This window comes from Streptomyces sp. NPDC046985, assembly GCF_040644415.1.
Taxonomy (GTDB): Bacteria; Actinomycetota; Actinomycetes; order Streptomycetales; family Streptomycetaceae; genus Streptomyces.
Window position 1 is genome coordinate 44,214 of record NZ_JBEYWK010000026.1, and the last position, 22,387, is coordinate 66,600.

The 22,387-nt window shown below is 73.1% G+C and carries 17 protein-coding genes and 1 riboswitch; of the genes, 4 read left to right on the top strand and 13 right to left on the bottom strand.

All coding sequences use genetic code 11. The annotated features are described in order from the left end of the window. Positions 1-72: 72 nt before the first annotated feature. On the bottom strand, positions 73-513 hold the full coding sequence (locus tag ABZ861_RS28120) for an Lrp/AsnC family transcriptional regulator (protein ID WP_361635678.1): 441 nt from the start codon (positions 511-513) through the stop codon (positions 73-75). 268 nt (positions 514-781) lie between these two features. Between ABZ861_RS28120 and ABZ861_RS28125 the strand changes: the two genes are divergently transcribed. After that, positions 782-1,291 (top strand): hypothetical protein, encoded by a 510-nt coding sequence (locus ABZ861_RS28125; protein WP_361635681.1) that lies wholly within the window; start codon positions 782-784, stop codon positions 1,289-1,291. Positions 1,292-1,886: 595 nt separating this feature from the next. Here the strand turns inward: ABZ861_RS28125 and ABZ861_RS28130 are convergent. The 3 genes from ABZ861_RS28130 to ABZ861_RS28140 form a co-directional block, all read right to left on the bottom strand. Next, on the bottom strand, positions 1,887-3,059 hold the full coding sequence (locus tag ABZ861_RS28130) for an acyl-CoA dehydrogenase family protein (RefSeq protein ID WP_361635684.1): 1,173 nt from the start codon (positions 3,057-3,059) through the stop codon (positions 1,887-1,889). Between the two features lie 339 nt (positions 3,060-3,398). Then, complete coding sequence (locus ABZ861_RS28135; protein ID WP_361635687.1) at positions 3,399-6,956, bottom strand: choice-of-anchor D domain-containing protein; 3,558 nt, start codon at positions 6,954-6,956, stop codon at positions 3,399-3,401. 657 nt (positions 6,957-7,613) lie between these two features. Beyond that, entirely contained in the window at positions 7,614-9,032 is a 1,419-nt protein-coding gene (locus ABZ861_RS28140) for a peptidase C39 family protein (protein WP_361635690.1), read from the bottom strand. Positions 9,033-9,406: 374 nt separating this feature from the next. Here ABZ861_RS28140 and ABZ861_RS28145 point away from each other — a divergent pair, with 374 nt between their 5' ends. Both ABZ861_RS28145 and ABZ861_RS28150 read left to right on the top strand, forming a co-directional pair. Further along, positions 9,407-10,027, top strand: a complete 621-nt coding sequence (locus tag ABZ861_RS28145) for a hypothetical protein (protein WP_361635693.1) — start codon at positions 9,407-9,409, stop codon at positions 10,025-10,027. Positions 10,028-10,492: 465 nt separating this feature from the next. After that, the gene (locus tag ABZ861_RS28150; protein WP_361635696.1) at positions 10,493-12,376 is read left to right on the top strand and encodes an AAA family ATPase; all 1,884 of its coding nucleotides are present in this window, start codon (positions 10,493-10,495) and stop codon (positions 12,374-12,376) included. Positions 12,377-12,727: 351 nt separating this feature from the next. On the opposite strand, the gene ABZ861_RS28155 is transcribed toward ABZ861_RS28150, so the two are convergent. The 9 genes from ABZ861_RS28155 to ABZ861_RS28195 all read right to left on the bottom strand — a co-directional run bounded on the left by ABZ861_RS28155 (position 12,728) and on the right by ABZ861_RS28195 (position 20,398). After that, positions 12,728-13,813 (bottom strand): hemolysin family protein, encoded by a 1,086-nt coding sequence (locus ABZ861_RS28155; RefSeq protein ID WP_361635699.1) that lies wholly within the window; start codon positions 13,811-13,813, stop codon positions 12,728-12,730. Continuing rightward, complete coding sequence (locus ABZ861_RS28160; protein WP_361635702.1) at positions 13,810-15,156, bottom strand: hemolysin family protein; 1,347 nt, start codon at positions 15,154-15,156, stop codon at positions 13,810-13,812. Before ABZ861_RS28160 ends, ABZ861_RS28155 begins: the two co-directional genes overlap by 4 nt. 284 nt (positions 15,157-15,440) lie before the next feature. Next, positions 15,441-15,887 carry a PH domain-containing protein gene (locus ABZ861_RS28165; RefSeq protein WP_361635771.1) on the bottom strand — a complete coding sequence of 149 codons (447 nt, stop codon included), beginning with the start codon at positions 15,885-15,887 and terminating at the stop codon, positions 15,441-15,443. Between the two features lie 62 nt (positions 15,888-15,949). Further along, positions 15,950-16,798, bottom strand: a complete 849-nt coding sequence (gene hisG / locus ABZ861_RS28170) for an ATP phosphoribosyltransferase (RefSeq protein WP_361635705.1) — start codon at positions 16,796-16,798, stop codon at positions 15,950-15,952. Positions 16,799-16,897: 99 nt separating this feature from the next. After that, positions 16,898-17,170 carry a phosphoribosyl-ATP diphosphatase gene (locus ABZ861_RS28175; RefSeq protein WP_361635774.1) on the bottom strand — a complete coding sequence of 91 codons (273 nt, stop codon included), beginning with the start codon at positions 17,168-17,170 and terminating at the stop codon, positions 16,898-16,900. Positions 17,171-17,204: 34 nt separating this feature from the next. After that, a complete protein-coding gene (gene ribH, locus ABZ861_RS28180; RefSeq protein WP_361635708.1) occupies positions 17,205-17,690 on the bottom strand; it encodes a 6,7-dimethyl-8-ribityllumazine synthase in 486 nt (161 codons plus the stop codon). Positions 17,691-17,769: 79 nt separating this feature from the next. Beyond that, on the bottom strand, positions 17,770-19,131 hold the full coding sequence (locus ABZ861_RS28185) for a bifunctional 3,4-dihydroxy-2-butanone-4-phosphate synthase/GTP cyclohydrolase II (protein ID WP_361635711.1): 1,362 nt from the start codon (positions 19,129-19,131) through the stop codon (positions 17,770-17,772). Next, the gene (locus ABZ861_RS28190; protein ID WP_361635714.1) at positions 19,128-19,772 is read right to left on the bottom strand and encodes a nicotinamide mononucleotide transporter family protein; all 645 of its coding nucleotides are present in this window, start codon (positions 19,770-19,772) and stop codon (positions 19,128-19,130) included. Before ABZ861_RS28190 ends, ABZ861_RS28185 begins: the two co-directional genes overlap by 4 nt. After that, on the bottom strand, positions 19,769-20,398 hold the full coding sequence (locus ABZ861_RS28195; protein WP_361635717.1) for a riboflavin synthase: 630 nt from the start codon (positions 20,396-20,398) through the stop codon (positions 19,769-19,771). The genes ABZ861_RS28190 and ABZ861_RS28195 overlap by 4 nt, the downstream gene beginning before the upstream one ends. Positions 20,399-20,551: 153 nt before the next feature. Next, positions 20,552-20,682, bottom strand: a riboswitch (FMN riboswitch). Between the two features lie 734 nt (positions 20,683-21,416). On the opposite strand from ABZ861_RS28195, the gene ABZ861_RS28200 reads away from it, so the two are divergent. Beyond that, positions 21,417-22,220 (top strand): SDR family oxidoreductase, encoded by an 804-nt coding sequence (locus tag ABZ861_RS28200; protein WP_361635719.1) that lies wholly within the window; start codon positions 21,417-21,419, stop codon positions 22,218-22,220. Positions 22,221-22,387: the final 167 nt, after the last annotated feature.

Below are 22,387 nucleotides of genomic sequence, written 5' to 3' on the forward strand. Positions count from 1 at the left end.
GCGCCTCGCCGGAGCCGCGCCGCACCCAGGTCGGCGGGCCACGCCGGCGCCCGCCGCGACGGGCCGGTCCGCTCAGACGTGCGGCGGCCGGGCCTCGTACGGGGTCGACAGCACGACCGTCGTCCGGGTCGACACCCCCGCCAGGGTCCTCACCCGGGCGAGAAGCTCCTCCAGTTCGTGGGGGGTGGCCACGCGCACCTTGAGGATGTAGTTCTCGTCGCCCGCCACGCTGTGGCACGCCTCGATCTCCGGCACCTCGGCCAGCCGGTCGGCGATGTCGTCGGGCGCGCTGGGGTCGAAGGGCTTGACCGAGATGAAGGCGGTCATGGGCAGCCCGACCGCCCCCGGGTCGACGACCGCGGCGTACCCGCGGATGACGCCGCGCTGCTCCAGCCGCCGCACCCGCTGGTGCACGGCCGACGTGGAAAGGCCCGTCGCCTTGCCCAGGTCGGTGTAGCTCATCCGCCCGTCCTTGACGAGCAGCTCCACGATCTGTCGGTCCAGCTCCTCCATGGCGCAAGAACCTACAGGGCGCCCGATCTTCCCCGATAGCTCGGCGGCGCAGGTCATGCCGCGTGCGTACCAAGGAGGGGCGCGGTGGGCGGGCTGCCTGGCACGACGGATCGGTCCGTGCGCGCACGGGCCGGGGGCATGTGACGAACGCCACAGCATTGACCCACTCTCTGTGACGCTCTCGTGATTACCGGCGAGATCCGCAGGGAAGTGCTTGCTGTGGTCGAGGCCGCAGCGCCTTCACGGCCCACCTGAGGGGGAGAAACCCATGCAGAGTCTCAAGCGCCCTGGTCGTTCCACGTCCAAGCGGCAGCAGCCGGTCGTCGCGCCGCAGCCGGAGGGCGTCGATCCGGAGAACTCAGATAGCCCTGAGAACTCGGATAACCCGGATAACGCCGAAAACGCTGAGAACGCTGAGAACCCAGCGGAGTTCGACGCCGAGGCGGCCGACGCCTACGACACCTTGGAGATGTACCGGGTGATCTGCCCGGAGTGCGCCCAGCCCATCGCGCTGCTGGCGGACGAGGAGATCCTGCCGGAGCACGCGCTGTGCGCCTCGCCGTGGAACCCGTTCGGGCTCACCGTCTGCGCGGGGACCGGGCGCAGCGCCTCGACGGCTCGCCCGGCGGACGACTCCGCCGAGCCCCAGGAGCAGCAGACGGCCCTGCTGCTGACGCTCCCCCAGGGTCTCGACTGGCGGATGCAGCCCTTCTCGCACGTCGGCGGCCCGGCCTCGCGCCCGATGCGCGTGCCGGTGATGCGCCCCAGCGCCGCCTGACCGCCCGGTCGCGAGGACGCGCCCCGTGCACGACTGCCCGGCTGCCCGGCGGCGCGTCCCCGTCGTGACGCTGTCTGGTCACGCGCGCTTCTCCGCCTGCGCGGGGCTCGTCGCGCCCGCGGGGGGCTCGACGTGTCTACGGGGGGCTCGACGCGTCAGCGAGGGGCTCGACGTGTCCGCCGGGGGGCTCGTCGCGGTCGCGCGGGCTTGAGGCGTCCGCGAGGCCCCGCGGCGCTCGCGGCAGCGTGGGCGCGCGGGCGCCGCGCAAGTCGTGCGCGCCCGAACCGCCGCCACAGGGTTCGCTCGGGCGCGGGCGCCGTTGAACTCACGCTCGAATCGAACGACCGGTGACCTGTCCGCCCGGCGCCGCGTTGCCCTGGCATGACCCTCACCCAGTCGGCAGCCGGGCTTCGGCGGCGCACCTTCGTGCCGCGGCCCGTGGAAGCGGTTCCTCAGCCTGCGCCCCCGCAGCTCCCGGACCCGCCGATCTACCGCGAAATGGTGCGCGCCTGGTCCGACCGGGGCCGCACCCTGCCAGGGCGCGACGACCCGGAGTGGGTCCGGCTCGCCGCGCCCTTCCCCGGCCTCGGCCAGATCAGCGGGTCTCCGGACCCGCGACGTGACGGGCGATGACCATCCGCTGGATCTGGTTGGTGCCCTCCACGATCTGGAGCACCTTGGCCTCGCGCATATAGCGCTCGGCCGGGAAGTCGGCCGTGTAGCCGTAGCCGCCGAGCACCTGGACGGCGTCGACGGTCGCCTTCATCGCGGTGTCGGTGCAGAACAGCTTCGCCATGGCCGCCTGCCGGGCGAACGGCCGGCCCGCGTCGCGCAGGCGCGCCGCCGCCAGGTACAGCGCCCGGCCCGCCTCGATCTGCGTCGCCATGTCAGCGAGCAGGAAGCGGAGCCCCTGGAAGTCAGCGATGGGCCGCCCGAACTGCCGCCGGTCGGCAGCGTAGGCGACCGCCTCGTCGAGCGCCGCCTGGGCGAGGCCGATGGCGCAGGCCGCGATGCCCAGTCGGCCCGAGTCGAGCGCGGACAGGGCGATGGCGAAGCCCTGGCCCTCCTCCCCGATCCGGCGGTGGTCCCCGACCCGCACGCCGTCGAGATGGATCTGCGCGGTCGGTGAGCCCTTCAGGCCCATCTTCCGCTCCGGCGCGGCCGCGCTCAGCCCCTCGGCGTCGCCGGGCACCAGGAAGGCCGTGATGCCGCGCGGGCCCTCGCCGCCCGTGCGCGCCATGACCGTGTAGAAGTCAGCGACCCCGCCGTGGGTGATCCACGCCTTGGTGCCCGTGATCACCCAGTCGTCGCCGTCCCGCACCGCCTTGGTGGTCAGCGAGGCGGCGTCGGAGCCGGAGGCGGGCTCGGACAGGGCGTACGCGCCGAGCAGGCCGCCGCCCAGCATCCGCGGCAGGTACTCGGCCCGCTGCTCCTTGGACCCGTACGCGGCGAGCCCGTAGGCGGCCAGCGTGTGGACGCTGACGCCGAGGCCGACCGTGAGCCGGGCCGCGGCAAGCTCCTCCAGGACCTGGAGGTACACCTCGTAGGGCTGCTCGCCTCCGCCGTGCTCGGAGTCGTAGGGCAGGCCGAGCAGTCCTGACCGGGACAGCAGGGTGAAGACCTCGCGGGGGAAGCGCCCCGCGTCCTCCTCCTCGGCCGCCTTGGCCGCGATCTCATGCTGCGCGATGTCGCGGACGAGCGAGATCAGGTCCCTGGCCTCGTCTGTGGGCAGTTGCCGGTCCACCGGCTGCGGGGCGCGGTCGGGCATGGCGACGCTCTCCTCCCTGTCGGGCACATCGGCGGACGTGCGCCTTGGGTGGGGCGGCTCCGCCGGAGTCTTTCCTCAGCCGGTCGATGCTCGCACTCCCGGGTCGCGGAAGCGGCTGACCAGCGGCTGTGCGCTGTGAGTATGCCCGATCGGAGGCAGGGAGTCACCGGTTAACGACCGCTTACTTCAGGAAAGGCACGGATGTCCGCGCGGGTCGCCCGTGCGCGCCCCGGCGGAGGGCCGCCCCCGCGCTCGCCCGGGGGCCGCGCGGGGGCGTCCGACGGCACGGCCCCTGGTCCGGCGCGTCGGTGCGGCGCCGGACCAGGGGCGGCGGTCACGTCAGGAGTCCCAGACCTGGAACTCCGAGAGCTGGCCGGCGGGCCAGCCGGTGTTCGCCGTGAAGTTCAGCCGGAAGTAGCGCTGGCTGGTCGCGCCGAACGTGAGGGTGACGGTGTTGGCGGCAGACGGGTTGAAGGTGTAGGCGGCGGACGGCTTGACGGTCGTGAAGGCCGAGCCGTCGGTGCTGCCGGTCAGCGACAGCGTCTGGGTGCGGGCCTCCCAGCCCGCGGGAAGCTGGAGGACGACGCGGCTCGCGCTCTTCGTGGCGCCGAGGTCGACCTGCACCCACTGCGGGAAGGCGTTGTTGGCGCTCTCCCAGTAGGTGCTCTGGCTGCCGTCGGTGACGTGGGAGGACGGGTAGACGTCGGCGTGGCTCGATTCGGAGGTCGGGCGGCCCGCCGCGAGGTCGGCGCCCGTGGAGCCCGCCCCCGTGCCGGACAGGGCCACGGTCAGCGGACTGCCGGCGGCGTCGCTGGTGACGGTGAGGGCGCCGGTACGGGTACCGGACGCGGTCGGCTTGAAGGTGACGCTGACGTCGCAGGAGGCGCCGGAGGCGAGCGAGGCGCCGCAGGTGTCGGTCTGGGCGAAGTCGCCGCTGACGGCCACGGAGGAGATCGCCGCGGACGCGTTGCCGGAGTTGGTGACCTTCACGGTCTGTGCGGCGCTGGCGGTGCCCGGCGCCTGGCTCGCGAAGGTCAGGGAGCTGGGCGAGGCGTCGAGGCTGGCCGCCCCCGACGCGGCGCCGCTGGGGAAGACCTGGAGTTCGGAGAGCTGTCCCGCGTTCCAGCCGGTGTTGGCCGTGATGTTGACCCGGACGTACCGGGCGTTGGCCGCGGGGAAGGCGAGGGTGACGGTGTTGCCGGACGACGGGTCGAAGGTGTAGGCGGCGGACGCCTTGAGCGTGGTGAAGGTGGAGCCGTCCGTCGAGCCCTGGATCGACAGGGTCTGCGAGCGGGCGGCCCAGGCGGCGGACGGCGGCAGCTTGAGGACGACCTTGCCGACGCTCCAGGACTTGCCGAGATCGACCTGCGCCCACTGCGGGAAGGAGGACGCGCTCTCCCAGTAGCTGGAGGCGTCGGAGTCGGTCAGGTCGCCGGGGACGTAGGGGCTGTTGCTGGAGCTGGCGGACGCGCTCTGGCCGGCCGCGATGTTGGTGGAGCTGTCCACACCGGTACCGCTGAGGGACACCTTGGTGGGGCTGTTGTTGGCGTTGCTGCTGACGGTGAGCGTGCCGGTGCGCGCGCCCCCGGCGCTGGGCTTGAAGGAGACGGTGACCGCGCACGAGCCGCCGACCGGGAGGGAGGTGCAGTTGTCGGTCTGGGTGAAGTCACCGCTCGTCGTGACCGAGGAGACGGTGGCCGCGCTGGTGCCGGAGTTGCTGAGGGTGACGGTCTGCGCGGTCGCGGTCGCGCCGACCGCGGTCGCGCCGAACGTGAGGCTGCCCGGGGAGGCCGAGACGATCGGGCCCGGCGCGGTGCCGGTGCCCGACAGGGCGGTGGTGTTGGTGACGCCGCCGGCGTTCACGGTCAGGGCGCCGGTGCGCGAGCCGGTCGCGGTCGGCTTGAAGGTGACGCTCACCGTGCACGAGCCGTGCGCGGCGATGGACGAACCGCAGGTGTTGCTCTGGGCGAAGTCGCCGCTCGCCGCGATGGACGTGACGGCGGCCGCCGAACCGGTGGGGTTGGAGACGGTCACGGTCTGCGGGGCGCTGGTCGCGCCGGTGGCCACCGCGCCGAAGTCCAGGGCGCCCGGGGAGGCGCTGACGCCCTCGGCGGGGTAGGGCGGGTAGTTCGGCGCGGGCCAGGGGCCGCACAGCGGAGTGCCGCTGATGCCGGAGTTGCCACCGCCGTCGGTGACCTTGAAGTTGTCGCCCTCGCAGCTATAGACGGGGCTGGAGGCGCCGACGCCCGTCGCGGTGACGTCGGTGAAGCTGGCGGCGCCGCCGGTCTGCTCCTGGAGGGCGAAGGTGCCGGTGCCCTGGATGGTGACGTTGTTCAGGCTGACGCCGCTGACGGTGCCCTCGACCCACTGCACGGCCTCGTAGGGGCTCTGCTGGATCAGCGCGTTCGTCACGTTGATCGGTCCGGTGATGGCGCCCTGGCTGCCGTCGAACCACAGCGCGCCGACGCCGAACTTCCAGTTGGGGTCGAGGCTGCCGGCCCGGACGAAGGTGTTGTCGGAGATGGTGGTGGTGCCCACCGGGGTGGACGTGAAGCGCTGGCCGACGTGGATGCCCCCGCCCTGGGCGAGGCCGGTGTCCTTGACCAGGTTGCCGCTGACGGTGTTGTCGTGGCCGCCGTAGACGGCGATCGCGTTGGCGAGGATCTGCAACTGCACCGTGTTGTTCGAGATGGTGTCGAACGCGTCGGCGCCGATCGCGGAATGGGCCCAGGTGGCGATGCCGTCGTCACCGGTGTTGCGGACGTCGCTGTTGGTGACCGTGGAGTTGGTGACGCCGCCGTGGAAGTTGACGCCGTCGGCGGTGGTGTCGCGGATGCGCAGGCCGCTGAACGTCAGCTTGTCCATCGGGCCGTCCATCCAGGCGCCGACCTTGTCGTGCTCGATCCACAGGTTCGACGCGGACGAGTTGCTCATCGCGCCGCCGAGGCCGTTGACCTGGGCGTCGTCGTTCCGTTCCTGCACGTCACCGAAGATGGCGAAGTTCTGGAGGTGGACGTTGACGCTCGGAGACGGCGCCGAGTTGCCGTAGAAGCCAGGGGCGGCGCCGGTGACCGTCGAGTACCACATGCCGGCTCCGGCCACGGTCACGTTGTTGACCGCGATATGACCCGGGATCTTGAAGGCGCCCGGCGGGATCCAGACCGTGCCGCCCGAACCGGCTGCCCTGATCGCGGAGTTGAAGGCGTCGGTCGAGTCCTTCACCCCGCTCGCGTCCGCGCCCTGCGCGACGACGGAGACCGAGCCGGAAGGCTGGGTGAGGGCCGCTCCGACCTGCTCGAAGTCCGCGAAGTCGATCGTGTACGAGGAGGCCGTGGCGCTCGCGTCGACCTTCAACTGGAAGCTGGTGCCCGCCGGATAGGTGGTCGGGAAGAGGCGGTGCGCCTCGTCGTAGAAGTGGTGCGGGTTGCTGCCGGGCGAGTTGGTGAACGGGTAGTCGCCGTAGTACCAGCTATAGGCGTTGGTCAGCGTGAAGTCGCTCTGCTTGACGCCGTTCACGTACAGCGACAGCGGGGCGGTGTAGACCGAGCCGCCCGAGGTGTCCGGGATGCTGTACCGGAAGTCGATCGAGTTGGTCGCGACCGGGGTGGTGAAGGTGACGTACTGGCCGCTGCCCTGGAGGGTCACGGCCTTGCGGTAGGACGCCTCGTCGGCGAGCTGCCCCTGGGTGTAACTCGGGCCGATCACTGTGCCGTTGGTGGCGGAGTTCTCCGCCTGTACCTCGACGTAGGGCAGGTTGGCGCCTCTGCCGCCGGTCGCCGCGGTCGCCGCCGCGACCGAGGGCGGGGCCAGCGCGAGCGCTCCCGCGGCGAACAACGTCGAGGCGCTCGCCGTCAGGGCGAGCCACCGTCTGAGACCTCTCAACGACTGAAACACCATGAACTCCTCGGGAGATCCTCGGGGTTGGGGGAGAGCCGGATCGGATCGTCGGCACCGCCGGAGGAACGGGAGGAACGGATGCCGGTGGGAGGAGGTGCGGCGGTGTCGGCGCAAGGGGGACCGTATTGACTCGGACGCTCCAGCGCAATATCTCGACACTGCATTGCATATTCCTTGCTGCAAGTTGAAAAAATCTTCCTTGCCCCGAGCCTGGTCAGCCCGACCCGCGGCCGCCGGACCGGCCTGGGCCGCGTCGGAAGTCGATCTCGGGCGAGGAGAGATCCCACTCCAGGGGAGGAGAGATCCACCTCCAGGGGGCGGGGAGATCTCACGGCATTCCGCGGTATGCCGCGCCCGTCGGCATGCGGCTGGGGCGCGGAAGCAGGGGCGACCTGCGGAAGGAGTCACCGGGCGGTGTCTTCACCGAGCCCCGTGATCACGCACGAAGGGATCCCTCACGTACGTCGACAGGCAGAGGCGCACGAAGTACGCGTCTGGAGAACATGAGGCTTTCTGCGCCCCGCCGAGGAAGTCGCTCGTCGGGCGGGGCGCCGGGACGATCAGTGTGACGGGACGGTGGACCTCTGCGGACACCTCGCTCAGGACGGCGCCGACCGACGCCGGAAGGTGTCCGGCCGGCATGCGACGGACCCGGGGTCAGCTCACGCCGACCTCGGCGAGCGCACGGTGCTGAGCCGGTGTCAGGCCGACCGGGAAGTAGAGGTAACAGACGCCGCCCGTACCGCTTCTGACCTGGCCGTTCGCGTCGTAGCGCTTGGTGCGCAGCCAGATGTTCTCGAACTCCCGGCGCCGGTACACGCGCCGCACCGCCTCGTCGCTCGGCGAGGCCGGGTCGTTGGCGATCACGTCTCCCTCGGCGGTGAAGCCGATGACCGCCATCAGATGGCCGGAGGTGCCGTAGCCGGCGCCGGTCAGCTCGGTCTTGAGGAAGGACTGGGAGGTGATGACCGGGATGCCGGCGGCGATCAGCGTCTCCGCGTCGGTGAGCGAGCCCAGGCGGGTCACCACGCCCTGGAGTCCCGGGAAGGTCGCCGCGTAGGCCGCGTTGAACGGCCAGTTGCCGCAGCCGGTGTACTGGTAGTCGTACGTGTACCGGGCCGCGTAGTCGACCTGGGGGTCCGCGTAGGAGGGGTCGACCCAGGACAGTTGCGCGGGGGTGAGCCGGCCGCCCCAGTACCCGACGACCATCTGCGAGGAGGTGGGGCTGCACCACGCCTCGCCGCCGTTGTCGTACTGCGGGTACTGGCCGTCGTGGATGTCCTGCGAGTAGCGCGGAACGGCCAGTTCGCCGCCGGGACCGGAGGGGGTGGAGGCGGGGACGGTGAAGCGGTCGGGCACGTCGGAGGCCATGGCGCCGATCCGCCAGACGGTCGGGGTGAGGCGCGTGCCGGGCCTGCGGTACAGGGTGAGGCGGAGCTGGTAGGCGGCGAGGCGCAGCCCCGAGGCCGGGGCGTCGACGGCGAAGGTGTCCGTCGAGATGCTGCTCCTGCCGTCGCTCTGGCCGTCCACGGAGGTCCGCTTGACGTCCTCGTCGCCCGCCGCCCAGCGGCCCATGACGTACCAGGGGGTCTGCGTGCCGTCGGAGTAGGCGCCGCGCAGCTCTGCCTGGAGCCAGGTGCCGGACGGGGTGTCGGCGTTCCAGGAGGCGACCGCCTCGGTGGCGGGGACGGCCAGGCGGTGGAGCGGGCCGGTCCAGGTGGCGTACTCCCAGGCGGCGGTGGCGCCGGTGTGGGGGTCGGTGTAGTCGGTGACGCCGACGGGCCGCGCGATCACGACGCCGGGGCGGGCGCCCCCGGCCACCCGGGCGCCCTGGAAGGCGCCGGTGAGCCAGTCGGCGCACGAGGTCCAGCCGCGGTAGTCGACCTCGCGAGGCGAGCGGCGCCAGTCGGGCGTGGGGGGCGTACGGGGCGCGGGGGGCGTATGAGGCGTGCCGTCGGGCTGCTGCGCCGCGGCGGCCGCGGGCGTGACGGCGGCCCCCATGACGGCGCCCGCCGCGACGGCGGTGGCCGCGGCGGCCAGGACGGATCTGCGGGACGGCTGTCGGGCGATGCTCATGGGCGGGAGACCCCCAGGTGTCCGAGTCGGGTCCGTGCACGGCGATCTGATCCGCCCACTATGGCCGGGGGAACCGTGGTCCTGCCAGCACTCGGGGGTGCGCCGCGCCCAGCAACATTGGTCTCTGCCATTGGCATGACCTGCGGGATCGCATCGAAGAGCAGAACCGGAACGCGGTTTTCAGGACGTCCCCGCACGGTTTCCGTTCGGCCATGACCGAGTTGACGGGACGTCCGATGAAGCGCTCTTTCCAGAACCCCGGACGGCCGCCGCGTCGGCGGCGTGGGCCGCCTTAGAATGGCGCCGAGACAGGCTGGCTCTTCCGCACCCGCACGTCGGCACACGCACATCGGCACACGCACAGGGGAACCGTCATGCACCGCCTCGCCGCCGGTCTGCGCGACCTGCCGCCGTCCTGCGGCCCGGTCCGGCTGGTCGGCGTCGACGGGCACGCGGGCTCGGGGAAGTCCACGTTCGCCGGGCGCCTCGCCGCGGCGCTGGGCGGCGCCCCCGTGCTGCACCTGGACGACGTGGCCAGCCACGACGAGCTGTTCGGCTGGGACGCGCGGCTGCTCGCCGAGGTGATCGAGCCGCTGGCCCGGGGCGCGACGGCGCACTGCTCCCGCTACGACTGGCGCGCCCGGCGCTTCGGTCCCGCCCGCGCGCTGCCGCCGGCGCCGGTGATCCTCGTCGAGGGCGTGGGAGCGGGCCGCCAGGCGCTGCGCCCCCATCTGGCCCGCCTGTTGTGGATGGAGCTGCCCCGCGAGGAGGCCTGGGCCAGGGGGCGGGCCCGGGACGGCGAGGAGCAGCGGGAGTTCTGGTCCGCGTGGGTCGCGGCGGAGCGGAGGCACTTCGCCGAGGACCCGTCCCGTCCCTTCGCGGACCTTCTGGTACGGCAGTCGGAGCGGGGATACGAGGTGCTGGCGGGGCCCGCCGGGGCGGTGGGACCTGACCGGAACCTCACCTACCGTGACGACCCCACAGCGATGTGGTGAACGTGTGAAGGCGCCCGCGGGAGAAGTGAGCCGAGTACCCCGACTCTGCTTGACCCGGCGGCCATACAGGTCTTACGTTCTGAATGCGCGGTCATCGAGAGACCGCCCGCAGTCGCGAAGCCCCCGGTCGTTCCCCCGTGATCGGGGGCTTCGTTCTGCCCGCACCACGTTTTCGGGCGCTTCTCCACGCGATTCGCTCACTCTCGGTCACTGAACGCGACGCGCCCCCTTCCGCGCCCCTCGCGCCGCCGTCCCCCCTCTCCCCCGCCCCCCTCCCGGCGAGCGCCCCCTGACAGACCCTTCGGCGGGCGGCGGCCCCCCGGGTACGATGCCCTCGGTGCGACCTTCGAACGGCTGCTCAGCGCACCTGCGACCGCGCTCCGCGGCACAGCGGTTCGATCACAGGGGGCCATCGGGCGGACGCCCGTTGGCGGACTGACGGGGGCACGGTTTGTGGGGGACGTGATGGACTTCGACGCACAAGGCCCCGAAGCCCCGGCGGGCCTCGCCTGGCTGCGCGGCGTGGACGCCTACACCATGGGGGCCTATCCGCAGGCGGAGGAGGAGTTCCGGGCCGCGGTCCGGATGGACCCCGCCATGGCCGACGGCTGGCTGGGCCTGCACGCCCTGCGGGTCGACACGACGACGGCGCTGCTGAGGATGTTCCGGCACCGCGACCGCTTCGGCGAGCAGCGCGCCCGGCACCGCCGCGCGCTCAACTCCTGGTACTGGCTGGGCTGGTGGGTGCAGCCCGTGCTGGAGAGCCCGCGCGATCTGCTGCTCGCGCACGCCTCGCACTGGCTCGACGGACGGCACGTGCCCGAGCTGGACCGGGCGCTGGCCGGTCTTGCGCCCGTGCACGCCGACGGCCAGGTCCGGTTCCTGCACGCCTGCCGCGCCTACCTGGTCAAGGACTGGGAACAGCTCGTACGGCACACCGACCCGCTGGTCGACGACCCGATGCTCGGCATAGAGGCCGGTCTGTTCGGCGGCATGGCCCGGGTCCGGATGGAGATGTACGGGCAGGCCGAGCCGCTGCTGTCCCGGGCGCTGATGCGCTGCCGCAGCGAGCAGCCGCAGCGCAAGGAACTGAGGTACTGGCTGGCGCGGGCCCACGAGGGCACCGGGCGCAGCGCCGCCGCGCTGCCCCTGTATCGGGCGGTGCACCGGGTGGATCCGGCCTTCATGGACACCTCGGCGCGGCTCGCGGCCATCGCCGAGGGCGAGGGCTGGGAGGACGCGGCCGACGGGACCGAGGCAGCCGACCTCGCGGCGATCGCCCTGACCGGGGTCGGCCAGGACAGCGCGGACGGCCCGGACGCCATGGACCCGTTCTTCGGCGCCGAGGGCCGTGACCTGCGGCTCGGCGACCCGGATCCGTCGGTCTCCGGGCTGCTGCCCTCGGCGGCCGACCCGGCGGCGCGCCAGCGCGCGGCGGCGACCGCGGAGCCGCTGCCCAGCGGGCCCACCGACGCCGCGTTACTGGAGGAGGCGCTTGCCGAACTCGAGCGCATGGTGGGTCTGGAGCCGGTGAAACGCCAGGTGAAGGCCCTGTCGGCGCAGCTCAACATGGCCCGGCTGCGGGCCGGGCAGGGGCTGCCGGTGCAGCCGCCGAAGCGTCACTTCGTCTTCTCCGGCCCCTCGGGCACCGGCAAGACCACGGTCGCCCGCATCCTCGGCCGCGTCTTCTACGCCCTCGGGCTGCTCGGCGGCGACCATCTGGTGGAGGCGCAGCGGGCCGACCTGGTCGGCGAGTACCTGGGCCAGACCGCCGTGAAGGCCAACGAGCTGATCGACTCCGCGATCGGCGGGGTCCTCTTCGTCGACGAGGCCTACGCGCTGTCCAACTCCGGGTACGGCAAGGGCGACGCGTACGGCGACGAGGCGCTTCAGGTGCTGCTGAAGCGGGCCGAGGACAACCGCGACCACCTCGTGGTGATCCTCGCCGGCTATCCCGAGGGGATGGACCGGCTGCTGGCCGCCAACCCGGGGCTGTCGTCCCGGTTCACCACGCGGGTGGACTTCCCCTCCTACCGGCCCGCGGAACTCACCGACATCGGCGCGGTGCTCGCCGCGGAGAACGGCGACCGGTGGGACGGCGAGGCGCTGGACGAGCTGCGCTCGATCGCCGGGCACGTGGTCGACCAGGGGTGGATCGACGAGCTGGGCAACGGGCGGTTCCTGCGCACCCTGTACGAGAAGAGCTGCGCCTACCGCGATCTGCGGCTGTCGGGCTACCCGGGCGCGCTGTCCCGGGACGACCTGGCGACCCTGCGGCTGCCCGATCTGATGCAGGCGTACGGCGAGGTGCTGTCGGGGCGCGGGCCGCAGGATCCGTCGGCGCCGTGACGACGGAGCCCGCGGCCCGGGGGCGGGTGTCTCACCGGAGCCCGCGGCCTGGGGGCGGGTGTCCCACCGGAGCCTGCGGCCCGGGGGCGGGTGTCCTACCAGGGCCTGCGGCCCGGGGGCGGGGTGTCTCACCGGGGCCCGCGGGCCGGGGGCCGGGGGCCGGGTTCCCACCGGGGCCCGCGGCGCGGGGGCCGGGTGTCCCACCGGAGCCCGCAGCCCGGGGGCCAGGTCCCCCACCGGAGCCCGCAGCCCGGGGGCCGGGTGTCCCCCCGGGGCCCGCGGCCCAAGGGTCGGGTGTCCCACCAGGGCCCGCGGCCCAAGGGGCGGGGTGTCCCGCCGGGGCACGGCGGCTCAGGTGGCCAGGACCTCCTTCGGTTCCGCTGCGCCCTGCGGTCCGGTCAGCCGGACCTCGGTCGCCACCCGGTGGGCGGGATCGCGGACCTCGCCCACCAGCCGCTCCAGGACGTCCTCCAGGGCCACCACGCCCAGCACCTTGCCGGAGGCGTCCGCGACCTGGGCCAGGTGGGTGGCCGCCCGCCGCATCACCGTCAGCGCGTCGTCCAGCGGCAGTTCGGACCGGAGCGTCGTGATCGGCCGCCAGATCCGCTGCGGCACGGCGCGGTCGGAGTCCTCCAGGTCGAGGACGTCCTTGACGTGCAGGTACCCCATGAAGGCGCCGTTCTCCGCCGCGATCGGGAACCGGGAGTACCCGGTCCGGGCGGTCAGCTCGACGATCCGGCCCGGCGTGACGGACGGGCCGACGGTCACCAGCGCCTCCCGGCCGAGCAGCACGTCCAGCACCGAGCGGGAGCCCAGCTCCAGCGCGTCCCCCAGCCGCTCCTGCTCCTCCGGGTCCAGCAGGCCCGCCTGACCGGAGTCCTCGACCAGGCGGTTGAGCTGCTCGCTGGTGAAGGCGGCCTCCACCTCGTCCCTCAGCTCGACGCGGAAGAGCCGCAGGATGCCTTGGGCGCAGGCGCCGAGGGCCACGGTGACCGGGCGGCACAGCCGGGCGAAGGCGACCAGGCCGGGGCCGAGCCACAGCGCGGCCTTCTCCGGCGCGGCCATCGCCAGGTTCTTCGGCACCATCTCGCCGATGACCAGGTGTAGGAAGACCACGGCCGCGAGCGCGATGACGTAGCCCAGCGGATGCACCATGCCGTCGGGCAGGCGCATCCAGGCGAACACCGGCTCCAGCAGGTGCGCCACCGTCGGCTCGGCGACGGCGCCGAGGGTCAGCGAGCAGACGGTGATGCCGAACTGGGCGGCGGCCATCATCTGCGGCAGCCGCTCCAGGCCGTGCAGCACCTGGCGGGCGCGGGCGGTGCCCAGCGGCTCGATCTGGCTGCGGCGGACCGAGACCAGCGCGAACTCGGCGCCGACGAAGAAGCCGTTGGCGAGCACGAGCAGCACGGCGAAGAACAGTTGCAGGACGCTCATCGGACGGTCTCCACGGCACTGGGGACGGCGTCGGCGGCGGGTGCGGTGCGCACCAGGCGGACCCGCTCGGCGCGGTAGTGGCCGACCTGGCGCACAGACAGCCGCCAGCCGGGCAGCTCCGCCCGGTCGCCTGGGGCCGGGATCCGGCCGAGCAGGCCGGCGACCAGTCCGGCGACGGTCTCGTAAGGGCCCTCGGGGGCCTCCAGGCCGATGCGCAAGAGCAGGTCGACCCGGCAGCCGCCGTCGACGTCCCAGGCGGGCCGGCCGTCCTCCGGCGGCGCCGGGGCCAGCTCGGGCACGTCCTTGGCGTCGTGCTCGTCGCGGACCTCGCCGACCAGTTCCTCGACGATGTCCTCCAGGGTGACGACCCCCGCGGTGCCGCCGTACTCGTCGACGACGACGGCGATGGGCTGCTCGCTGCGCAACTGCGCCAGCAGCGGCTGCACCGGCAACGTCTCGGGGACCAGCAGCGCCGGGCGGGCGATCCGGCCGACGGGGGTGCGCAACCGTTCGGAGACCGGGACGGCGAGGGCGTCCTTCAGGTGGACCATGCCCACGACCTCGTCGATCTTCTCGTGGTAGACGGGGAAGCGGGACAGGCCGGTGGCGCGGGTGAGGTTGACCACGTCCTCGGCGGTGGCCGAGGACTGGAGCGCGCTGACCCTCACGCGCGGGGTCATCACGTGCTGCGCGGTCAGATCGCCCAGGGACAGAGTGCGCACGAACAGGTCGGCGGTGCCCTGCTCCAGGGCGCCGGCCTGGGCCGAGTGGCGGGCCAGGGAGACCAGTTCGCCGGGGGTGCGGGCGGAGGCCAGTTCCTCGGCCGGCTCGACGCCGAGCGCGCGCACGAGCCGGTTGGCGACCGTGTTGAGCGCGGCGATCACCGGGCGGAACAGGCGGGAGAACAGGTGCTGCGGGCCGGCCACGAACCGCGCGACCTGAAGCGGCCGGGAGACCGCCCAGTTCTTGGGCACCAGCTCGCCGACCACCATCTGGAGCGCGGAGGCGAGCAGCATGCCGACGACCACGGCGACCCCGGACACGGCGCCGCCGGGGACGCCGATCGCGGTGAAGGGCGCGTGCAGCAGCTCGGCCAGCGCGGGTTCGGCGAGCATGCCGACGACCAGGGAGGTGATGGTGATGCCGAGCTGGGTGCCGGAGAGCTGGAAGGACAGCTCGCCGAGCGACGCGACGACCGTGCCGGCCCGTCTGTCGCCGTCGGCGGCCGCCTTCTCGGCTTCCGCGCGCTCGACCGTCACCAGGCCGAACTCCGCCGCGACGAAGAAGCCGTTGGCGAGGATCAGCAGGAAGGCCGCTGCGAGGAGCAGCAGGGGCATGGTCATGATGCCGCCGCCTGCACGTGCGCGCGGACCTCGGTTGCGGGGTCCGCGCTAGGTGGGCAGGGGGCGGCGCAGGTACTGCAGGACGATCCGTCCATCGCCGGAGGGAGTCACTCCTCGGGTAGCAGGAGCCCCCGGCGCCGGTCGGGCCCAGGGGCGGCGGCGCAGCGAAGAACGCCACCACTGACAGGTTAAACAAGACACGGCCCTGTGTGTCAGGGCGGAGGTCCCTCTGAGGGACTGGGGCGTGTGTTCCCCTCTGCGCTCAGCCCCGGGCGTCTACCGGGTCATCCCTCGACGTCCCGCACGGACCGGGCCTCGACCAGGGCGCGCAGGGCGCGGGCGTCGGCCAGGGCGCGCCGCCTGGCGATGCCGGGCTGGATGCCCAGCGCGGGCAGGCTGGTGCCGTCGCTGAGGTCGAGGAACACCCACGGGTCGCCGGTGCGCAGCGTGACCTGGAGGATCTCCGGCCACTCCAGACGGCGCCGGCTGGTGATGTTCACCACGGTGACGCCCTGCTCGTCCGCGACGACCTTGGGCCGGGCGAGGAGGACGAGCACGCCGCCCAGGAGCGCGGCCATGACGATGAAGCTCACCCGTTCGCCGGGGGTGAACTGCTCCAGGAGCACGGCCACGGCCGTGATCACCGCGAACAGCGCGGCCCCGGCCGTGAGCAGGACCGCCCGGGTGAGGCCGGGCCGGAAGGTGACCGGGAGCGCGGGCGTGTCGGGCATGGCAGTCATGACAGCGGGCTTCTTCCGTCCCTCTTCGGCGCCTGGCGTCTGGTCCGGGCCGCTCAGAGGCGGCAGGCGTGGATCGCCGTGGTCAGGATGGCGCGGGCGCCGATGGCGTACAGGTCGTCCATGATCCGCTGCGCCTCCTTGGCCGGGACCATGGCGCGCACGGCGACCCATCCCTCGTTGTGCAGCGGGGAGACGGTCGGGGACTCCAGGCCCGGGGTCAGCGCGACGGCATTCTCCAACTGCTCGACCCGGCAGTCGTAGTCCATCATCACGTACGTCCGGGCGACCAGGACGCCCTGGAGGCGGCGCAGGAACTGCTGCACCTTGGGTTCCCCGGCGTCCGCGCCGGTGCGGCGGATCACGACCGCCTCGGACCGCATGATCGGCTCACCGATGATCTCGAGGCCGGCGTTGCGCAGCGAGGTGCCGGTCTGGACGACGTCGGCGATGACCTCGGCGACGCCCAGCTCGATGGCGGTCTCCACGGCGCCGTCGAGGTGGACGACGGAGGCGTCGATGCCGTGGTCGGCGAGGTGCTTGGCGACGATGCCCTCGTAGGAGGTGGCGACCGTGCTGCCGTTCAGGTCCGCGAGGCCGCCCGCGGTGTCCGGCTTGGCGGCGAAGCGGAAGGTGGAGCGGGCGAAGCCCAGCGGCAGGATCTCCTCGGCGTTGGCGCCGGAGTCGATCAGCAGGTCGCGCCCGGTGATGCCGATGTCGAGGCGGCCGGAGGAGACGTAGATCGCGATGTCGCGGGGGCGGAGGTAGAAGAACTCGACCTCGTTCACCGGGTCGACGATGCGCAGTTCCTTGGACTCCCGGCGCTGCTGGTAGCCGGCCTCATGCAGCATGTCCGCCGCAGGGCCGGAGAGTGAACCCTTGTTGGGGACGGCGATGCGCAGCATGGGGTCGGCTTCCTTTGCTCGGTCGGTGGGGAGTGCTCGGGCGTGCTCGGGCGGGAAGACGCGCCGCGGGTGCGGCCCGCGCAAGGGGCGCGGGCGCGGTCAGAGGTGGGCGTAGACGTCGTCCAGGGAGATGCCGCGGGCGACCATCATCACCTGTACGTGGTACAGGAGTTGGGAGATCTCCTCGGCGGCGGCCTCTTTGCCCTCGTGCTCGGCCGCCATCCAGACCTCGGCGGCCTCTTCGACGACCTTCTTGCCGATGGCGTGCACCCCCTTGCCCACCAGCTCGGCGGTGCGGGAGGTGGTGGGGTCGCCGTGGGCGGCCTTGTGCTGGAGCTCGGTGAAGAGCTGCTCGAACGTCTTCTTGGACATGGTGGTGCTCACCCTACGCGCTCCGGGCGGCGCCTCAGCGCCAGGGCTCGGACACCGAGCGGAGCGTGGCGGCGGTGGCGACCGCGGCGGTGACCGCCTCGTGGCCCTTGTCCTCGCGGGAGCCCTCCAGGCCGGCCCGGTCCAGGGCCTGCTCCTCGGTGTCGCAGGTGAGCACGCCGAAGCCGACGGGCACACCGGTCTCCACGGACACCTGCGTCAGGCCCTGCGCGACGCCCTGGCAGACGTACTCGAAGTGCGGGGTGCCGCCGCGGATCACGACGCCGAGCGCGACGATCGCGTCGTAGCCGCGCCCCGCCAGCGTCTTGGCGACCACCGGCAGCTCGAAGCTGCCCGGGACCCTGAGCAGGGTCGGCTCGTCGATCCCCAGCTCGTGCAGGGCGCGCAGGGCGCCGTCCACCAGTCCGTCCATCACCTTCTCGTGCCACTGCGCCGCGATGACGGCGACTCTGAGGTCCCCGACGTTCCGGACGGACAGCTCCGGTGCACCCTTGCCGCTCACGTGTCTCCTCGTCTCCTCGTTCTCTGGGTTCTCTGGGTTCTCTGGCTTCGCTGGCTCTTCAGCGCTCTGGCTTTTCGGCTCACTGGTTGCCGCAGGCGGACACGGCGGGCGTGTCCAGCCAGGGCAGGTCGTGGCCCATCCGGTCCCGCTTGGTGCGCAGATACCGGAGGTTGTGCTCGCCCGCCTGCACGGGCATCGACTCCCGCTCGACGACCTCGACGCCGTGGCGCGTCAGGGCGGCGCTCTTGTCGGGGTTGTTGGTCATCAGGCGGACACTGCGCACCCCGAGGTCCCGCAGGATCTGCGCGCCGGCGCCGTAGTCGCGGGCGTCGGCGGGCAGGCCCAGTTCGAGGTTGGCGTCGAGCGTGTCGCGCCCGCGCTCCTGGAGCTCGTAGGCGCGCAGCTTGGACATCAGGCCGATGCCGCGCCCCTCATGGCCGCGCAGGTAGACGACGACGCCCCGGCCCTCCCGCTGGATGCGCTCCAGGGAGGCGTCCAACTGGGGGCCGCAGTCGCAGCGCTGCGAGCCGAAGACGTCGCCGGTCAGGCACTCGGAGTGGACGCGGACCAGGACGTCCCGGCCGTCTCCGATCTCGCCGTGCACCAGGGCGACGTGCTCGACGCCGTCGGCGGTGGAGCGGTAGCCGTGGGCGGTGAAGGCGCCGTGCGCGGTGGGCAGGCGGACCTCGGCCTCGCGGCGGACGGTGGGCTCGCTGCCGCGCCGGTAGGCGATCAGGTCCTCGATGGAGATGATGGTCAGGCCGTGCTTGCGGGCGAAGACGACCAGCTCGGGCAGGCGCAGCATCCGGCCGTCCTCGCCGGCGATCTCGACGATGGCGCCGGCCGGGCGCAGTCCGGCGAGCCGGGCGAGGTCGACGGCGGCCTCGGTGTGGCCGTCGCGGACCAGCACCCCGCCGGGCCGGGCGCGCAGCGGGAAGACGTGGCCGGGACGGACGAGGTCGCCGGGCTCGGCGGCGCCGCTCGCCAGCAGCCGGAGCGTGGTGGCGCGGTCGGCGGCGGAGATGCCGGTGGTGACGCCGTGGTCGGCCGAGGCGTCGACGGAGACCGTGAACGCGGTCTTCATCGACTCGGTGTTCTCCGCCACCATTTGGGGCAGGCGGAGCCGGTCCAGCTCGCCGCCCTCCATGGGGGCGCAGATCAGGCCGCGGCACTCGCTCATCATGAAGGCGACGATCTCGGGGGTCGCCTTCTCGGCGGCGATGACGAGGTCGCCCTCGTTCTCGCGGTTCTCGTCGTCGACGACGACGACCGGGCGGCCGGCCGCGATGTCGGCGACGGCCCGCTCGACCGGGTCGAGCACGATGGCGTCGAGGACGGCCGCGCCGGACGCGCCGCCGGGACCGGCGGCGGCGCCGGCTCGGGAGGCGACGGAGGCGTGGGCGGAGTCGGCGGTGCTGCGCAGAACGGATGCCGCGGTCATGCGGGCGCTCCTTCCGGGACGGGCCGCGCGGTCCGGCGGGAGCGCAGCCACCAGTCGCGCAGGCCCCACAGGACGAGCGCGCCGTAGATGACGTAGACGAAGCCGGAGAAGGCGAAGCCGTTGGCGAAGTTGAGCGGCACGCCGACGGCGTCGACGAGCAGCCAGGCGAACCAGAACTCGACCATGCCGCGCGCCTGGGCGTACATGGCGACGACGGTGCCGACGAAGATGTAGGCGTCGGGCCAGGGGTCCCACGACAGCGACGGGTAGGCGTGGAAGAGGGCGGCGACCGCGACCGTGCCGAGGGCGGCGCCGCCGAGCAGCACGGCCCGCTCGCGCCAGGTGGCGAACCGGACGGCGATGTCGCCGTCCGCCGCCTGCCCCCGGGACCGGCGCCACTGCTGCCAGCCGTAGACGGCGACGACCATAACGACGATCTGCTTGCCCGCGCTGCCGGAGAGGTGGGCGGTGGCGAACGCGGCGAAGAGGATCAGGCCGGAGAGAAACTGGGTGGGCCAGCTCCACAGCGAGCGGCGCCAGCCGAACGCCAGGCCGAGCAGGCCGATGACGTTGCCGATCATGTCCGACCACTTGATGTGCTGGTCGAACGCGGTGAACGCCTCGGAGTTGAGCCAGTTCACCGGCCGGCCTCCCCCGTGTCGCCGCCGACCGGCCGCACGCGGTCGCCGAGCAGCCGCTCGACGTACTTGGCGACGACGTCGACCTCCAGGTTGACCGGGTCGCCGGGCTGCTTGTGGCCGAGGGTGGTTAACGCGAGGGTGGTGGGGATGAGGCTGACGGTGAGGAAGTCCGGGCCCGCCTCGACCACGGTGAGGCTGATGCCGTCGACGGTGATGGAGCCCTTCTCCACGACGTAGCGGGCCAGTTCCCCGGGCAGCGAGATCTTCACGATCTCCCAGTGCTCGGACGGCGTGCGCTCCAGGACCGTGCCGGCGCCGTCGACGTGCCCCTGCACGATGTGGCCGCCGAGGCGTGCGCCCACGGCGGTGGGGCGTTCGAGGTTGACGCGGGAGCCGACGGCGAGGGCGCCGAGGCTGGAGCGCTTCAGGGTCTCCGCCATGACGTCGGCGGTGAACTCGTCGCCGGTGTGCTCCACCACGGTGAGACAGACGCCGTTCACGGCGATGGAGTCGCCGTGCCGCGCGCCCTCGGTCACTACGGGGCCGCGGAGGCGGAAGCGGGCCGCGTCGCCGAGGTCCTCGACGGCGGTGACCTCGCCCAGCTCTTCGACGATTCCGGTGAACACTTCCCGGGTCCTCCTGCCTCTTCGGGCACGGACTCCGGGGCTGTCGCTGAGGACAGAGAACGCGAGCGAGAGCACTTGGGTGACGTCGCCGTGAAGGGGACCGCCGTGCGGCGGACCCTGTCGACGGCGCGCGCACTTGTGCGTGCTCGCCCGCCGCGCACTGCCTCCCATCCGGACTTTAACCGTCGGTCCAGGAATTTCACCTGGTCAACCGGCCGCTGGAAGCGACCGGGTCGCGGACTGTAACCGCCGGTTCGGACTTTCACCGACCCCGGAGTGCGCTGCTGTTGGTACAGGGCCAGTGTGCCACGCCCGTCCGGCGTCCAGGGGGGGCGCCGAGTGTGGGGTGGCTCACAGGGGGTGACCCGGCGGTGGCGCCTCGCGCGCCCGCGCGGTGGCGCGGTGGTGCGCGGGCGCGCGGTCGTGAGGCCCGGCGGCGGGCAAGGGCCGTCGTCACCGCCGCCGGACCGGTCTGTGCAGGAGTCAGACCCTAAATGGACTAGACCAAAGCGTCAACAGGCCAGCCGGAAGGGCCGGTTCACCTCTGGCGGGCCGGGGAGCGCCGGACGGCCGGGCACTTCGTGGAACGCGCGGGTGCGCGGGGCCGCGTACCGGCGGCTGACGCTGTGGCCGGAAAGGTGCGCCGAAGGCGCGCCGGGAATCTCGCGGCGTCCGGTGCGGAGCGGTGCGTCGCACGGCGGAGCACTGCCCGCGTGCGGGGTGCGACTGCCCGCGTACGGATGCGACTGCCCGCGTGCGGGATGCACTCGGGCTGTGCGACGACGCGGTCAGGCGCCGTGCCGGGCGTCGCGCGCCGGGCGTCGCGTGCCGGGCGCCGGGTGCCGGGTGCCGGGTGCCGGGTGCCGGTGAAGTTTTCCGGTCACGGCACTAGCGTGACGTCGTACGGCGCCGGCCGGCGCGAGCGCGGCGGACCGGCGCGCCGGGGCTCGGGTCTGCCCGGTCCTGGCTGGCGAGAGGCGTCCACCGGGGGCGCCGGCGTCCGGAGGGACTGAGCGGCATGAGCACGATCCTGGTGACCGGCGGCACCGGAACCCTTGGCCGGCCCGTCGTGGAGCGGCTGCGCGCGGACGGCCACGAGGTACGGGTGCTCAGCCGCCGTACCCCGCCGTACGCCGTCGATCTGCGCACCGGCGGCCCGGCCCTGGACGCGGCGGTCGCGGGCGCGGACACGATCGTGCACTGCGCGAGTTCGCCCAGGGGCGGGGACGAGGAGGCGGCCGCCCACCTGATCGCGGCGGCCCGCGCGGCCGGGGTGGCGCACCTGCTGTACGTCTCCATCGTGGGCGTCGACCGGGTGCCTCTCGGCTACTACCGGACCAAGTACGCCGTGGAGCGGCTGATCGAGGACTCCGGCCTGGGCTGGACCGTGCTGCGGGCGACCCAGTTCCACGATCTCCTGGTGAGCCTGTTCCAGCCGCTGGCCAGGGCGCCGGTCGTGCTGCTCCCGGCCGGGGTGTGCGACCAGCCGGTCGACGTAGGCGAAGTCGCCGCCGCACTGGCCGAGTTGGCGGCGGGCGGACCGGCGGGCCGGGTCCCCGATGTGGGCGGCCCCGAGGTCCGCGCCGTCGAGTCCCTGGCGCGCGCCTACCTCCGGGCCACGCCCCGGCGCCGCCCGGTCCTGGGCGTGCCTCTGGGCGGGAGGACCTACCGCGCCTTCCGAGAAGGCGGCCACCTGGCGCCGTCGCGGGCGGTGGGGAAGCGGACGTTCGAGGAGTACCTGACGGCACGGTTCGGAACCGGCGGTCAGCCGCCCGTCGCCGGAACCGAGCCGGGAGCGGGATCGGCGGCGCACCGGGGGTGATCCTCCGGGACGGCCCGGGGACCGGAGCCGACCGGAAGCGGCCGCCTCTGCCAGCGGGGCGCCCTCGCCGCTACCGGGGTCGAGCCGGGCGGAGAATCGGCCGCGCACTGGGGGCCCTCCAGGGCATCCCCGCGACCGCCGGAACCGACCGGGATGCGCCCGCCTCA